Source organism: Sporosarcina sp. Y352 (assembly GCF_056786535.1).
In genome coordinates, this window is record NZ_JBXCJE010000020.1 from 31,570 (window position 1) to 47,348 (window position 15,779).

General features: G+C 37.8%; 18 protein-coding genes, 1 rRNA gene and 1 pseudogene. 15 read left to right on the plus strand and 5 right to left on the minus strand.

From position 1 onward, the window contains the following. Window positions 1-266 precede the first annotated feature (266 nt). On the minus strand, window positions 267-1,091 hold the full coding sequence (locus tag AC1TO6_RS20005) for an STAS domain-containing protein (RefSeq protein WP_482103358.1): 825 nt from the start codon (window positions 1,089-1,091) through the stop codon (window positions 267-269). Window positions 1,092-1,540: 449 nt separating this feature from the next. After that, complete coding sequence (locus tag AC1TO6_RS20010) at window positions 1,541-1,882, minus strand: STAS domain-containing protein (RefSeq protein ID WP_482103359.1); 342 nt, start codon at window positions 1,880-1,882, stop codon at window positions 1,541-1,543. Between the two features lie 713 nt (window positions 1,883-2,595). Between AC1TO6_RS20010 and AC1TO6_RS20015 the strand changes: the two genes are divergently transcribed. From AC1TO6_RS20015 to AC1TO6_RS20025, 3 genes are all read left to right on the plus strand, one after another. Next, a complete protein-coding gene (locus AC1TO6_RS20015; protein ID WP_482103360.1) occupies window positions 2,596-3,147 on the plus strand; it encodes a tyrosine-type recombinase/integrase in 552 nt (183 codons plus the stop codon). Window positions 3,148-3,789: 642 nt separating this feature from the next. Then, a complete protein-coding gene (locus tag AC1TO6_RS20020) occupies window positions 3,790-4,023 on the plus strand; it encodes a hypothetical protein (protein WP_482103361.1) in 234 nt (77 codons plus the stop codon). 68 nt (window positions 4,024-4,091) lie between these two features. Then, window positions 4,092-4,757, plus strand: coding sequence for a hypothetical protein (locus AC1TO6_RS20025; protein ID WP_482103362.1), 666 nt, complete (start codon window positions 4,092-4,094; stop codon window positions 4,755-4,757). A 115-nt stretch (window positions 4,758-4,872) separates the two neighbouring features. Here AC1TO6_RS20025 and AC1TO6_RS20030 read toward each other — a convergent pair whose 3' ends face one another. Next, a complete protein-coding gene (locus AC1TO6_RS20030) occupies window positions 4,873-5,118 on the minus strand; it encodes a helix-turn-helix domain-containing protein (protein ID WP_482103363.1) in 246 nt (81 codons plus the stop codon). 181 nt (window positions 5,119-5,299) lie between these two features. On the opposite strand from AC1TO6_RS20030, the gene AC1TO6_RS20035 reads away from it, so the two are divergent. Continuing rightward, a complete protein-coding gene (locus AC1TO6_RS20035) occupies window positions 5,300-5,431 on the plus strand; it encodes a hypothetical protein (RefSeq protein ID WP_482103364.1) in 132 nt (43 codons plus the stop codon). Window positions 5,432-5,748: 317 nt separating this feature from the next. Then, entirely contained in the window at window positions 5,749-6,003 is a 255-nt protein-coding gene (locus AC1TO6_RS20040; RefSeq protein WP_482103365.1) for a hypothetical protein, read from the plus strand. Window positions 6,004-6,817: 814 nt separating this feature from the next. Here AC1TO6_RS20040 and AC1TO6_RS20045 read toward each other — a convergent pair. Together AC1TO6_RS20045 and AC1TO6_RS20050 are read right to left on the minus strand one after the other, a co-directional pair. After that, a complete protein-coding gene (locus tag AC1TO6_RS20045; RefSeq protein WP_482103366.1) occupies window positions 6,818-6,958 on the minus strand; it encodes a hypothetical protein in 141 nt (46 codons plus the stop codon). A gap of 396 nt (window positions 6,959-7,354) precedes the next feature. Then, a pseudogene (locus tag AC1TO6_RS20050) lies at window positions 7,355-7,456 on the minus strand (SMI1/KNR4 family protein); the annotation flags it as partial. A gap of 264 nt (window positions 7,457-7,720) precedes the next feature. Between AC1TO6_RS20050 and AC1TO6_RS20055 the strand changes: the two are divergent. From AC1TO6_RS20055 to AC1TO6_RS20100, 10 genes are all read left to right on the plus strand, one after another. Further along, entirely contained in the window at window positions 7,721-7,855 is a 135-nt protein-coding gene (locus AC1TO6_RS20055; RefSeq protein ID WP_482103367.1) for a hypothetical protein, read from the plus strand. A 1,405-nt stretch (window positions 7,856-9,260) separates the two neighbouring features. Beyond that, window positions 9,261-9,362 carry a DUF3986 family protein gene (locus AC1TO6_RS20060; protein ID WP_482103368.1) on the plus strand — a complete coding sequence of 34 codons (102 nt, stop codon included), beginning with the start codon at window positions 9,261-9,263 and terminating at the stop codon, window positions 9,360-9,362. A gap of 653 nt (window positions 9,363-10,015) precedes the next feature. After that, window positions 10,016-10,312, plus strand: coding sequence for a DNA-binding protein (locus tag AC1TO6_RS20065; protein ID WP_482103369.1), 297 nt, complete (start codon window positions 10,016-10,018; stop codon window positions 10,310-10,312). A gap of 121 nt (window positions 10,313-10,433) precedes the next feature. Next, window positions 10,434-10,592, plus strand: coding sequence for a hypothetical protein (locus AC1TO6_RS20070; protein WP_482103370.1), 159 nt, complete (start codon window positions 10,434-10,436; stop codon window positions 10,590-10,592). Between the two features lie 527 nt (window positions 10,593-11,119). Then, on the plus strand, window positions 11,120-11,602 hold the full coding sequence (locus tag AC1TO6_RS20075; protein ID WP_482103371.1) for a nucleoside deaminase: 483 nt from the start codon (window positions 11,120-11,122) through the stop codon (window positions 11,600-11,602). Between the two features lie 981 nt (window positions 11,603-12,583). Further along, window positions 12,584-13,069 carry a hypothetical protein gene (locus AC1TO6_RS20080; RefSeq protein ID WP_482103372.1) on the plus strand — a complete coding sequence of 162 codons (486 nt, stop codon included), beginning with the start codon at window positions 12,584-12,586 and terminating at the stop codon, window positions 13,067-13,069. Between the two features lie 565 nt (window positions 13,070-13,634). Then, on the plus strand, window positions 13,635-14,240 hold the full coding sequence (locus AC1TO6_RS20085) for a M15 family metallopeptidase (RefSeq protein ID WP_482103373.1): 606 nt from the start codon (window positions 13,635-13,637) through the stop codon (window positions 14,238-14,240). Between the two features lie 353 nt (window positions 14,241-14,593). Continuing rightward, the gene (locus AC1TO6_RS20090; RefSeq protein WP_482103375.1) at window positions 14,594-14,668 is read left to right on the plus strand and encodes an excalibur calcium-binding domain-containing protein; all 75 of its coding nucleotides are present in this window, start codon (window positions 14,594-14,596) and stop codon (window positions 14,666-14,668) included. After that, the gene (locus tag AC1TO6_RS20095; protein ID WP_482103374.1) at window positions 14,665-14,922 is read left to right on the plus strand and encodes a DUF3006 domain-containing protein; all 258 of its coding nucleotides are present in this window, start codon (window positions 14,665-14,667) and stop codon (window positions 14,920-14,922) included. Before AC1TO6_RS20090 ends, AC1TO6_RS20095 begins: the two co-directional genes overlap by 4 nt. Before the next feature lie 767 nt (window positions 14,923-15,689). Further along, a 16S ribosomal RNA gene (locus tag AC1TO6_RS20100) occupies window positions 15,690-15,779 on the plus strand; the annotation flags it as partial.

Consider the following 15,779-nt stretch of genomic DNA (forward strand, 5'->3'; position numbering starts at 1 on the left):
ACAACATCCACAGATTTGATTGTTGGTAGGTCGCTTTTTTTGTTTTTGGTAGTGTAATATTTATTGAATTAATTTACTTTAATACCGTATCTAAATCACTGTCTTCATTTCCTTTTATCTTGATTTCAAAAGGTAAATCGTCACCATCAATACTACCTGTACTTAATATAAACTCTGTGCTCATTATTAGCATCTCCATTATTAAGAAAGCGAATTATTGTGCGAAGCTTACTTTCTTCTTAGTCGTCCTCGATTTTCTAACTTTATTATTTTAGTAAGAATTCATTTAATGCTTGTTGTAAAGTACCAAAGGTTTTCGTTTCTTTATTAAAATTAATACCTGAACTATTCAACTGTCTAACAACATCTGGACGCAAACCAGTAATGATTGTGCGACATCCCATCAAGGAAGTACTGTAAATCGTTGTCATAAGATATTCAATTCCATCACTTTCCATACTTGCTATGCCAGATAAGTCAATGATTAATGTTTGAACATGAAGTCTGTTAACCTCTTCTAAAACCTTTTCCTCTAGGATAGTTGTTCTAAATGAGTCCATTGCGCCAATTAAGGGAAGTATACATATGCTTGGTGTTATTGGAATAATAGGGACAGATAAGTTTGCAACTATTTCCCTTTGAGCCGAAATCAATGAATCTTTAAATGTAGAATAGCTAATAAAGAATGAATTTAAAAAGTCATCAATTTGACTATTAAATTGTTTTTCCAATATAAAAACCATATCAATCGTGAACTTTTTCTCATCCTTGTTATATTCTTGTATGAAGTTCCAAAGAGTCCTGCGAATCGCTTGTACCCATTCCAGTTTAAAAGTTAAAGCAATGGAATGGGTAGCCCATGCTATTCCTTCTTGTTTAGCAAATAACTGAAGTTCCGTAAGTTTATCGCCATCAATGACATAATTAACTAGTTTATGTGCATTGTTAATGAGGTCAACTTCCCCAAATCTTAAGATATCGTCAATTTTATCTCTTACATTTCCAGCTTGACCTAATAATTGGTTTTCGAAAGCTTTTTTATGATCTTTAATATACTGTTTAATTTCCTCATCTATCCATGCCTTATCCAAAACTCTTCCCCCTAAGATTGATATCCACCGAATTTTTTTCCATATATGTACACTTTAAACTGAAAAAATATTTATACCAACAATTAAAACGCTATCTGAACATCAGGCAATTAACTAAAATTGTATAATAACAGAATAAAGGACAGAAAATTTGGCTAATTACTGCTTTTTTGTATTTTTATTCAGATGCGTGAGTTGTTTGTCTTTGTTTGATGCACAGGCACTTTTAAGAGAATTGAAATTGATAATTTTAAACTTCATAATGAAGATCAATTAGTAATGGATCAATTAATCCGGATGGAGTCTCATAAGAGTATATTTTTACAATTTGCGGATTTGTTCGCAGCAGCGATTAATTGGAAATATAACAATCCAAGTACTAACAATAAAGACGAATTTGGGCTACACCAACATATTGAGCTTTTGCGGGAACTCGAATTTCAATATAATCATACGGTTGCATCTTCGTTCCCGCTTTCTTCCATTTCAATATCCATAACTTCTCCTAAGCCAGTTATATCAAAAAGCCTTTTCAGACGTGTGTTAACGCCAACAATTTTAACATGTCCTCCATTTGCCTTGACAACTTTATAAAAACCAACAAAAACACCCAGTCCTGTACTATCCATATAATTAACTTCGGACAAATCTAATTCAGCTTGTGTATCTTTTGCTTTTTCAACAGTTGCAAGACGTTCTCTTAACATTGGTGCTGTGAAGGCGTCAATCTCACCGACAATTTTGAAACGCTGAACACTATTCTCTTCTAATAACTCAACTTGCAAATCCATATTCATACCTCCGAATTTCTTTATTTTTATGATAACGCATACTATGAAATAGGGTATCCATTATTATAAAAATTAAACCTTTTCAATAATTATATCTTAGAAAATGCACGTCTAAATGAGATTAAAATTTCTGCATAATTCCGATCCATCGACTTAATCAATTCAACACGCACATCCGTTCCCTCCTCTTTTAAAAGTCATTCTACTTCCTATTGACGGACGGTTACAGAAAATACTCGAGGTACTATTCGAGCAGAACCGGATCATCCGAGAAGAGAAGGGTGTAGTTAATGATTACGTATTTATCACGCAGCAGGCCGAGGGCATTATTAATCCTAATGCGCCGAAGTCCAACGCAATAGCGTAGCATCTAAATTATTATAAGCGGACGTATGGAATTCGAAACATAAATCCTTACGGGCTACGTCGAGGCTTCGCAAAAGACATATACAAGCGTAGCAAAGGCGACTTAGAACTCGTCAGCAAGGTGTTAGGTCATTCAGACTTCGCGGTATTTGTATTTGTATTTGTATTTGTATTTGGGTTTACTTCCGATTAATCGCATATCTTTTGGCTAATCGCTGATGTAAGCTTTAGACAAAAGGATACATCGGAAATCGCGTAGATATCGCATTTAGTAGTTGTGTTCCATTTAGACGTATGGTATAGTCAATAAAAATACATAACCGTACATCTAAAGAGGAGCGAAATTCATGCAAAAAGTACAGCCGATTAGAACGACCGAGGATATCGAGAAATTCATCAAGGCAATAATTCTAGCTTCACCGATGACAGCGGATCGCAACGTTCTTCTATTCAAACTCGGAATAACAACGGGGCTACGAATAGGCGATATCGTACAGATGCGTATCGAAGACGTTAAGGGGCGTAGTAGCGTTCTCGTCAAGGAAGGTAAGACGAAGAAGATGCGCGAGGTCTATCTTGACGACATCATGCCGGAGATAACCGACTACCTAGACGGACAGCCGTCGGAGGGCTACCTATTCGCGTCGGCCAAGGGTGGGCACATATCGACTACACAGGGCTATAGGGCGCTCGCCAAGGCCGCTGATTTGCTCGGCTGGGATTTCATCGGAACGCATTCTCTACGTAAAACATTCGGCTATTTCTACTATAAGAAGACGAAAGACATCGTAACATTATCGGAAATACTTAATCATTCATCGCAGCGAATGACGCGCCGTTATATCGGTATACGTGATGAAGAGATACGCGAGTCTGTCCGTGGTCTAGACATGTTCTGAGCGGACAGCGCCTCGATGTAACGTATATAAGCAGACGAAACAACGCCGTTATTAACGCTTGAAACAAAGCGTATTGATAGCCGTTATTTACGTGCATGGCGATAGGTACGACGGGGGAATCCGGCTACCCCCAAGTGCCCCCTTCAATATCGCCGCGGCTGGTCAATGCTACTTACGCGCGATAATTTAATGTTTAGGGCTTTATACCTATTCATCTAACCCGATACAAATTAGCGTACAACTTTTTGAACTCGGGGCGTCAATAGCAATAACCGTTCCCACCCGTAAAATATTCGCCGTATCAAAATTACATTGTAAACTGTGTTTTTGTTCCATGAAAACTCAGTATCTGTCTTTGTTAACGAACTTCCATATAACCCCGTAAATTGAACTCTATTTTAATTTCTGTCCAGCATAATAGATTGTTGGAAGCCTTGGTTCTTAATCAAACACAACACAAATACAACACATGGTATTTAGAAATGTGATATCTACAAGGTTAATCAACACATTTACACGTCCTCCTGGGATATACCGAAATAGGGTGATAAAGCCCGATATGAACGCCTTTTAACACGTAGAGTGATACGGTCAACATCCGTATTATCACCGATTCCACTACGGAGTTAGGAGGCGTTTTTTGTGTCGAAGAAAAAGCCGGCGCTTTCGGTCGCAGTTGATTTATCCGAGGATTTAGCAATGCAGGCGCTACATATTACCACGCAAGCAACTAAGAGGAAGAAGCAACGTAATTTAACTGGATATTACGACGGAGTGCTTCGCGAATTAATCGACAAAGCGTTATTTAGCAATTTATTCAAAGAGTTCGACGTTCAGCCATGCTTTAAAGTGCCGGTTGAATTTGCAGTTTATTAAAATAGTTATTTTGTTATAGCGGAAATATTTGGAAACGTATATAGTTGGAATAATCAGGAAACATAATCTTGTCGGGGGGGATTTTATTGAAAAAGCCATTGTATAAGCGTTGGAAAGTATGGGGCGGTACGTTTGCGGTGATTGTGGTAATCGGAATGTTTTCGCCGGAAGAGATTGAGCCGGAATTTCCTGCGGAAATTGAGAAGTCTATGGAAGTCGCGAAGGTGGAGAAGAAAGCGCCAGTGGTCGCGGTTAAGTCGGCGGAAGAGATTGCGGCAGCGGAGGAAGATGTCGCACGTATTGCCGAGATAGAGAAAGAGAACGCGGTCAAGGCGGCCGAAGCGACGAAGGTTAAAGCCGAATCTGACGCTAAAGCGAAAGTAGCTGCGGATGCAAAGAAAGCGGAGACTGCCGCTAAGAAGATAGCGGAAAAGGCGGCTGCGGCTGAAACTGTCCTCGTAGATTTGAAAGCGCTCATAGCGTTGTTAGACGGCGTTGTAACCGATATTATGCCGAGTCCGCACGGTGACGGCAGTTTTGAAACAACGTGGGTGATCGTATCCGACGCGTGGTACAATTCGGCGGAACACGAGAAGGAACGCTTTGCTGAAACGGTGGGCGGCGCGGTTAAGCTTGCGACGAACGGCGAGGCGATGCTCGTACATTTCTACGATGCTTACGATAAAGTGCTTGCGAAGGAAAAGGTATTCGGAGGTTACGATATTAAACGGTAACTATATAGAAGGAATCGGAAGGCCTTGCGCAAATTAGCGTTGGGTCTTTTTTACGTTTAGCCGGATATCGCACAACATAAAAAGAGCCGCGCAATCAAGCGCCAGCCCTTTTCGGTTATTCTCCGTATTCAATTATCATTACGTCTTGTATTCCGTACAGCTTGCCGTTGTCGTCCTTATCGAGCGTATTCAAGGCGTTTACAATCCGTTCTAGTGTGTCGAAGCTAATCGACTTGCTACCACCGTTGCAGAGCTCGCTTATCGTTGCCGGGCGAATCTTGCCCTCGACAGCTACGGCGTTGCGCGTTATGCCCGCATCTTCGAGCGTTTGGCCGAGTGTTATTTTTACGTTTGCTTGCATCGTTTCACTCCGTTCTACATATTATGTATTACGTTGAAAGTAAGACTTATTACGTAATAAACTATACGGAATGGAGAGGGTATATTATGACAATCGCAGTAGAAATCAGCGCTATTGAACGACTAAAAGCAGCAGGCACTAGCGTAATTCACAATTTCGACGAACTCGGGAGGGTTCGCGTATGATGGCCTTGCGTCGCTACTTCATGGCCGACGATGACGAAGCAGTATGCCCGTCGGATTATGTATGGATGACTGTAGGCTACGGCGTCCCTATCATAATTACGCTATTTACGGTACTATCAGTTTATTAATCGGGATGGGGCGATTATATGAAGCAATTATTTACCGGCGATAATGAGGTAACGATTGTATGCACACGAAAAAATGCTGCGGATATTTGGTGGGCGGTCGAGAATACTTTGAGCGGATGCAGGCGGAAGGTTTGGGAGACTCGATGACTGCGATCCGTTTAAAGGAAATCGTGGCAGAATGGAACGGTGACGGCGGGCAGTAGGGAGAATGGTTTTTACATATATATAACGGGGTCTGTCGGTGCAGATTCCGTAGAAGGGCGATTATTTCGCGATGGTCGCTATTTACGATATTACATACGAGGGTGGATTGTACGATGAATGAATTTGAAAATAGATATCTAAATTTAGTTTCTGGCGATATCAAGGATGGTTTTTTACGTCTTTGCCAAATCCATTATGTCACGGATATGACAATACTAATTATGAATTCGGGCTTATATGAACCACATGAAGCGTATGAATTTAAAATTGGCTACGACGGAAGTGCTTATAACATTAGTTTGAAAGAGTGGTTTCATGGTCTGCCAAGCTTCGAAGAATTTTACGAAAAAGCTAAATTAAGTCTTTAATAAAACGAAAGAACAGGGGTGTACTTTAACGAGTTCGCATTTTTGTATGCCGAAATACTCCGCACTTTGCTTTCTAAAACGTTATTAGTAATGAGGGGCGGAAAAGATTCGGTGGATTTGTCCCGATTGCCAGGGAGACCGTCCCCTTCTAAAGTATACGAGAAATGTCGCAATTACCGTTTTCATTTATGTATTGATTAATAGAAAGGTGAAAAAGCGTGTGAAATCTACTTTTCTTGTATATAAGACAGTAGATGTTGTAATTTCGCATTTTCTGGTCGTACTTATAAATAGATGGTCCGAATTCGTCGCCTCTAGTGTCTATACCTAAGTAGGGAGGCGAAAAAAGTGTGCGGAATTGGCTTCGTTTGTATATAATACGATAGGAAGTTGTAATCCGATGTCCCAAATTCAGAAGTTTAGGGGCAAATATAGTAAGGGGGCAATTTCGGTGGTCCGAATTTCGCGTTTACCGGTGCGTGTATAGTATGTGGTAAAATCCGATGTTGCAATTTCAGAGTTTTACTGTGTGAATGTAATAGTTGGTCCGAATTCCCTTGCTGTGCCCCCTTCTAATGTGAGGCGGTAAAATCTAATGTCCCATATTCACGTTTTTACTGTGGGTAAATAATAAGTCGTCCGAATTACGGATTTATTACACAGAACGTAATAGGTAGTTGTAATCCGATGTAGCAATTACGAAAAATTTCGGGGCGAATGAAGTTCTAAAGTTTCCTCTTCTTCTTGTTGTTCAACCTTGTATTCATTTAATAGCAGTCTTTTAGCACTAATCGAAAGCTGCAAATGCCTTTTATTACGCTGATAATCTAATACTTCGTTGGAAATACCCTTCCGCTCCCTCAACTGTAGGCGTTGAAAGTTCTCCGAGGTACGTTTTTACATCGATGTTGTCTTTACTGGCTAAGAGCCATGCTTTGATTTCTTCTAAATTCATTGATAATTCCTCCTTTTGCCCTTATAGTTCTCACCTATAAGGGCAAAATAAATAAGCGTCTTTTAGGTCTGTGCTCAAAGACCAGTTGCATAACGGGACAAGGAACCGAGATAGCGGATCACTTCCTCCCTAAAATATAATTGCGTTTAACAATATATCCGTGAAGCAAAATGACCCACCTCCTTTACTGTAATTTCAACCACAGCAACAATATCACTATACACGAGTCGAACAGGACTACTCCACAATAACCACTCCTCTGATATCATCGTCACCCGCATACTGACCGCGATTGCTAGAATCCAAGTGATTGAAAGGTCAACACTGTTAGTTTATGGTTAATTTAAGTACTTCGAATTAATAGAGGTTCTTTGCTTCAACAGAACGATTTCCCTAATCATGCCAATAATTTATAACTTGTCCTACCACGCCTGATTCAGATGGTTCTGTATCAATGGTAAGGTAATCACCTCCACCATTTTCTGCAATAGATACGTATGTAGGATAGAAAGTGTAACAACCTCGTTTGGATAGCAATTTCACAAAAGGTTTTACTACGTGGAGGGTGGTCGAATAAGCACATCCATCGGCCTTCTGATAAGTCTTTGTAGCATTGAAGCTTTAATGTATTGAATACAAAAACGCCTTTGTTTTTCAGTCAGTTCATTCGACTCATCAAAAGCCTCTTCCACCGCTTTATTCGGATGCATCCTTTTTCTTTTTTGATGTGATGTACCTAATTGGGAAAGAGAAATCGAACGTATGAAAGCAGAGCAAGCAACTGAATTAAAACTCGATGCTAGAGATGTGCTGCTAATAAAAAGTAGTAATAATTATTTAACGGGTTCGGTAGATGGGGAGAAAACATTAAAAAACAAGGACACAATTCACATATGAATTGGTGTCCCTGTTTTTGTTGTTGTATCAGCATTTAGATGCTTTATATTGATGAATTGGTACCACAATTGGCACAGGAATTAACAGCAGCGCATAAATATATGTGCCTTTGTTAATTTCGTTGTTAAAACACTTACTAATTGGATATTGGAAAGAAAAATATAGAAGGAAGTTGAGAAATCTATGCTGAAGTATATTGAAGATTGCGAAATAATGTTATTCAACTAACGAGGCAGGTTATTTGTGCGAAATGTTTCTAGCTTAAATTGGGGATGGTCACATCTCTCAGGTAAAGGCTAGACAGTTCCATTGGAACTGAAGGATTATATCGAAGAGTCAAATGACAGAGTAACGTCTTGAAGGGCTCTCTCTTAGTCGATTAGCACTGGATTTAGTAAGGATAATAGTGTTATAAGCTCGGCAAAAAGGCGTGAGAATTTACCGTAACAGTGTAACGGCTGACGAAATCCTACCCGAGGGGGTGGTGTAAATCATGATGCTTGAGTTGAATGAATATGGTGAGAATGCTATATGCCACAAAACAAGATATTGGTAAGCTGACGAATTTCCGAATGTACGGGTCTAGACCTGCAATACATAGAAATGTGTATCTCACTTAATGTGAGGTTAGTTGTGGACGAGTAAGAATAACTAATATGAAAATCCACCTTATGTTACAGGCATATGCATAGCTAACAGGCTCACAGGAAACATCTAAGTTCATTCTATAATAGATATAATTCAACGTTGTAAGCTGATAACGCGGAGGGCTTACTCCCGAAGAAACGGTAATAAGGAAAACAATAATGAGACTAGTTATTGTATAACTTATTTTTATATCAGTGAAAGTGGTGGTACAGTACCGATGAAATGTCTAATACACATGGAGGGATAGCCACTAGACTAATGAAGAATCACTTAATCATGCAAGGCAAATCTTTACCGGTTAATAAGGTTCTCGTGAGACTAAAAGAGGTTCACCTCCCAAGGGAGGCACCGACTTATTGAAACGGAAGAATTGAGACACCTGGGCTATATTGTTATATCAGAAGTGTCGATGATTAATTGAATTGGATTAGTTGGAACGCCGTATGCGGTGAAAGTCGCACGTACGGTGTGAAGGAGGGGAAAAGGTGGCGATAACTTCAAAGCCTTACCTATTCCTATGAATAAGGAAAATCACATAAACAGAACAAATAAAGTTTGGGGAGGCTTAATATTGAAAAATAATGAAACTATCTTTGAAGCGAATCAATTAGTTGAAAGAATTAAGTTGTAATTGATTAGATTATTTTCCAGTTAAGCACGGTGGAAAATCATATCTACATTATCATGTTCCCCCAAATCTTAAAAACCATCATGTTATTAAATTTAAAAATATTATAATGAAAGTATGTTGGATTTAATGTTTAATTTCGATGAAAGATATCATTTACATGTAGGTTATTATGAAAACAATTGTGATTATGAAGGTGTTTATTTTTTGAAAATGATTTTTATCAAATAACTCTTTCAGAAAGCTCATACCCATCAACTGGTGAATTTGGAACACTTGTTGGTAAGTACGATTTAAATGAAGAAGAGATGATTGATCAAAAAGGCACATTATATTTAAAACTTTTTTTAGAAAAAGAAAATGTAATATAATTTCTTTTCTTTTAAAAGTGATAGAATCTAGTTTCTTGTTGAACTCCCATGAAAATTAAAAAACGCTCAAAATCTATAAAACTGCATAACAAAAAAAGCTCAGAAAAAGTTTTTTTAAAAAAAGGCTGAGCCTTCAAAATGATTATATTAAGTTGAAAGTTAATCAGTAACCAACTCCATTCTTCATAGAATAAAGGCAGGCTGGTGCAATAACCAGAGTAGGATTAATCTCCCATGAGTGCTACTCGTATAGAGTGCGACAGTCTGTGATGCACCGTGGTCGTTGGAGTCAGACTAACGGATGGGCTCTATGGCACCATAGTTCATCGACCTTCTTCGCCAGCCGTAGTATCCAATACCCGTTCTGCATATATTTTCATCCTCTGTGGTGTAGCGCTGACTTTGCGCTACATGTATGGCTAACGGGTTAGTTAAAAAACAGAAGGAATATTGAATACATTTTTGGTGTTTAATCGTAGATAGAATGAACATTTATTTTAGGGGGAGAAAATAATGGATTGGTCTTTTATTTGGTTAGGCGTAGGAATTGCAGTCGCAGGATATTTTATTGGAGATGGACTAAAAAATTTTAAGAATCCAAATGCAAAAAATCTTGTTGATTCTTTAAACGAAGAAGATGTACACGAAATGATTAAAGAAAATGATGTGCATTATTTTATGGGTATATCGAAAGAAGATACAAAATCTTTAATTCAAGAGCATACAGATATTCCACATATTATTATAAACAGTAAAGTGTACTACCCGAAGGCGAAATTGCGTAAATGGTTATTGAATGTTGGGGAGTGAACTTATGTTGTTCAAAAAAGGGTGCATTAGTTGAACAACAGGGGATTGTCTGTTGGCGGTCTTTTTTATATCGAATTTATTAGTTAACGAAAGACAATTAACTTTACAAGGGAGATATGAAATGCAAAAATGTAAAAACTGTGGTGGAAATTCATTTGTAAAAGTACCAGAATTTGAAAAAGTACTAACTGTCTGTTTGGATTGTGGGGAGGTAGTTTCAATAAGGTTCGTAAACCCAAGTATATTAAAGAAATATATCAATCCAGGTAATTTAAAATAATCATATATTAAAGTAGATAGATTTGGTTTTATAATTCTCTTACCTTAATAGAATTGAGATTATAACCAGAGATTATTCAACAAACGGGTGCATAGTTGAACAATCAGCTGCCTTTACAGGGCAGCTTTTCTTATTGAATAATGGAGTAAACTACTGCCGTGAACTGGAGTTATGTTAACCTGGTGTGTATATCCTATAAAAACTCGTTCAGCGATCTAATTCCTTGTTTAATTAACCGTCAGTATTGTTTGCTAAAGTCGTTTGAATTGCCCCTTTTGTTATTAATACAGTCAGGATACTACAAATGATACTTTATTCAAAATCAACCAATAACTTTAACCTAGCCTAAATTTAAATCGGTATGTAACTTTGAAACAGATTAATCAAAAAACAGGAGTTGAATCCAAATGATGGATAAGAATTAATTAATACAATTGTTACACAAAAAATAGGATTAAGGACTTCTAATATATTTATTGAAAGTCAAAATAGCAAATTTGAAGGAAAAGGGCGAGGAGGATACAATTATGATAAGTGATTCAGATTTGAAGCACCTGCGACGTTGTGTTGAATTAGCAAAAACTGCACTGGAGAAAGGTGATGAGCCATTTGGTTCAGTACTTGTCTCACCCAAAGGAGAGGTGCTTGCAGAAGACCATAACCACGTTGCGGGTGGTGACCATACTCAACATCCAGAATTTGCTTTGGCGCGATGGGCAGCCAGTAACATGACACCCGAAGAAAGAACAAAGGCGACAGTATATACCGCCGGCGAACATTGCCCTATGTGCGCTGCGGCCCATGGTTGGGTTGGTTTAGGTCGGATCGTTTTTGCAAGTTCGTCTGAACAGTTGGTACTATGGTTGAATGAAATGGGGGCTACTCCATCGCGCGTTCGAAATCTTCCCATTCATGATGTTATTCGTGATACCACAATAGAGGGCCCTGTTCCTGAACTAGCGGAGCAAGTTCGTCAACTCCATCGTCAGTTTTACGCAAGGAGACGTTGAACATATCGGACCCTGATGTTTAAAACTGTCATAGTATCAGTTTCCCACTGCACTAAAGTAATAGGGAAGTGGGAGTTATCACGTTGGATAAGAAGATTGAATTCATCCCATTCCTATCCGAAAACGAAACGGCTAAGAACTATGTAACTATGTATGGAAGCGGAGCAGAATAGGGGAATGGATGCTCAGAAAAAATGAAGTTTTCACCTTGGTATAATGCTATAGAAGTTACTTGGGGATAATTTAGATGGATAAAAAGTATTTGAAGGAATTATCAGAGCAGCAGTAGGAGCAGTAAAGGGGTTTCCAAATGCCGAAATCGCCGTGAAGGTTGCTGAGAGGCAGTCCACATAATCTTTTCCCGGGAAATCGCACATAGCGACAAGAAACGCGCGTGCTGTTAATTTTACAAACACACTGAAAATACTAAACCTAACTTTCACAATTACTTTTTAAAAATGATTTGCTACTCCCACGAGTAGCTTTTTTATTTACATGATTTTAGTTCATAATCGGATATAACAAATTTTCGTGACTCCAAAAATAGAATACTCCTTTTAGAACGTTTGTTTCTTAAAGTTTATAAATCCGTTCGCGAAGTTACTAGTATATGAGTGAACGTTCGAAAAGTGATTTTATATATTTACGAACGAGATTCTTTAATGTATTTCATTTCAATAAAGCGGTTCGTAAAGGCGTACTTTTACAAACTAATCATTCGCACATGGTCAAAAGAAAGGAATTAAAGTCAAAGGGGTAACTGGAAGATGTCGACTTCAGGGAACAAATGTCAAGGTAACAATACCTCTTTTTGAGCTTTTTTTCTTTTGATGGAAACTTATTGGTATTGTCATAGTCCGTAGTATGAAGTAAAATCACCAACGTGCAAAGAATTGCAAAAATTATTAGCATATTTATCCGAAAACTATAAAGTTATGTATTAGTAGAAGACGTCAGAGAGTAGCAGAGGAGAGCTTTATTTTGGAAGTTTCGAAAAAAAAAAAAAGACCTATTGTTTTAGGCATCATACTTGCTGTTGTATTAGCTATTGTTATTTTTGTAATTTGCGCTATTAACGATAGTAATAAAACAAAAGAAATGTGGGCATTCCGCGAGCATTTGGACAAGACATTCTTCCTTGTTCAGGAGGAAGTATACAGTTGCGTTTATTCTTCACCACCAGATAAAAAATTTAAATGCAATAAAGCTGACATTGAAAGCCAAATTAAAGATATCAAATTAACAATACCTGGTTTTGAACTAAAATATGATGATACCAAAAAACTTAAGAATAAAGTGATTGAAGGTACTACGATAATACAAAAAATATTAGAAGTAGATCCTGGAGCTACTGGTATTAATGATGATAACATTGTCGAAGTAACTAAGTGGGTATTTAACGGGAAAGAGCTACTGAATAAAAATAACGATGAAATAATTGAAATTCTTAATAAATATTATGAATAAAACACATTCAGCCGACTTTAATAGTCGGTTTTTTAAATTTTAAAAGCTATGTTCTAAAAATCGTTCCTATAATTATAACTTATAAGGTTATAATGAGAATAAATACTTATGAAATATTACCTACTCGGCCGATTGTGAAAAAAGAGAAAATAACAGTCCAACACAAAAACTCAGTATTGCGGACGTTAGAGTCAGTAAGTGGGGGGAAGAGAGCCAATGGCTGTTTATTTTATCTGAATCTTTTATTCTCTAATTGTTTGTCAACAACTTCAATGGCCCAGTCTCTTCTTCTTGAGTTACATCTTCTTCATCTTGAACCACATCTACAAAGTTATCGAGATCACTGTAGCAAAAGTGAATGGTGAATTCAAAACGTCATTCTAAGATGTAACAGGTAAAGTTTCATCAACGTCACTAACACCATTGACACTAGCGTTGATAAACCCTCTTTACCAGTATGGTAGTTTACCTTTTTGCGACTAAGTTCGTGCAATTTTTGTCCTTTTCATGTTAAATTAAACATAGATTTTATCGAAAATCTTTAAGAAGGAGTGGATAACAACTTGTGAAGAAACTACTGAAATTAATGCTGTTATTCCTCTTTGCATTTGTTGCCTATCAATCTTTATTATTAAAGGGAAATCCTGGTTCATCGGACCAGGTTGAATACGAAGTAAATGCAGAGACTCTACCAACTGAACTGCACCCCGTTGTAGCAGAGAAAGTGGGGATTTTATTAGAAAAAACAGCAGAAAGAGAGATTGCAATCCTAATCACAGATGATTATCGTTCGTTTGAGGAGCAAGACAAGCTTTATGATAAGGGCAGAAGAACTCCCGGAAAAGTGGTTACTCATTCGGAGGGAGGCGAATCCTATCACAACTTTGGCCTTGCAGTCGATTTTGCTCTTCAGCTTAAGAATGGTAATGTGATCTGGGATACTGAATATGATGGGAACGGAAATGGTCAATCAGACTGGTTTGAGGTTGCAGAAATTGCAAAGGAGCTGGGCTTTCAATGGGGAGGAGACTGGCACGGCTTTAAAGATTATCCTCATCTTCAGATGGATTTTGGCTTAACCATTAACAATCTGCAAGAAGGAAAACGTCCCAAAACACCCCAGCTAATAAAAGAGGGCACTGAAAAACGTTCGGTTTTTAACGAATCTTAATAGCCATACCAAAAATAGACGATTTTTAAATTTTTTATGCCTAAAAATAACGATTGCAGAATTGTACCTCCTCGAATTTCACAATTTCCATGTTACGTTTCACCGTTTTTTTTTCTGTATTGTCGTAAAAATAGTCCCTCTTATTATTAGTCTGCAACAACCGCACTTGCCCTCGGTGGACATCATTTCCGGTCATCCTGTAAAATCTTTCTTCTATAGAGGTAGAGAAATTTCGAATGATTATTGATGGAACTCAAAATATAATGGTGTAGTTCAATTGAATCCTCGAATCCCTTATCTATCAAAGCTCCATTAATTTTAAAAACTGTACAAAATTAAAGACAGTACATCCCATCGGCGTCCCGTATGGTCATGCTGCATACCAGTCGAAAATGGATCGTGACAAGGATGGGTGGGCTTGCGAATGACAAAAGTAAAATACACACTTGATAGAATCGAAGATGGTCAGTATGTATTCCTGGAATATCCTAACGAAGAAAATCAGTTCCTCATTCCAAAGAATGAAGTCCCAGCCGAAGTTACGGAAGGTGACATCGTATTAATCAGCAACGAAGATTCAGTTCATGCAATAGTGATAATAGATGAAGAAACTGAAGACATGCGAGATAAAGTTAGCAGCTTGCTCGAAAAGTTGAATAAAAAAACAACCATCTCGATTTAGCGGATGGTTGTTTTTTGTATAGCGAAGAATGGTGTTATCAATGCTCTGTACAACTTATTCATTAACATACTTCAACTAGATTGGACTCCGATTAGATTCAGGTATGCTCGATTGTATTTTTGTTGTATATCGAAAGTAATAAGACCAAAACATAAATTGGGTTGATGGCGAAGCTGCCGCTTGATGAAGATTACGTCCAATGGTAAAGAAGAGTGTAGATGGATCATTGGATTTGACTAGGAATCGTCAACTTGCTATTGGAAGGTATTGGAATAGAAAATGTTTAATTTTTAATGATAAAAAGGATTGAGATAGTACACCTCAATACCGTTGAAATAGAAATGAAAACTATTTCAAATAAGACTTGCATTTCATGAGATGAAATGATATATTTATAAAGTTGCTTTTGCGACACGATGAAAACAACGAAAATAGAGAGTGAAATTAGTTGTTGACACGAAATGAACGAAATGTTATGATGTAAAAGTTGTCTCCAAAAAAACGACAACTACTAAAGACGAAGGATGCAAGTTGATTCTTCTGACATGAACCTTGAAAACTGAACAGCAAAACATCAATGAGATATCGCGAGAGTGTGAACGCACTTGAGCTAAACGTTTCTAATGTAAGCTAGCTTCGGTTGGTTGAATAGAAACACACACAAGAATCTACGGATTCAGGGAGGAATGCAATTCTATTCCTCCTAAGTCAGCAGAAATGAGCTATTCGATTTCTTTATGGAAAACTATTTCTTTTTAGAAATAGTTCTTATGGAGAGTTTGATCCTGGCTCAGGACGAACGCTGGCGGCATGCCTAATACATGCAAGTCGAGCGAAAGTTAGAGAGCTTGCTCTCT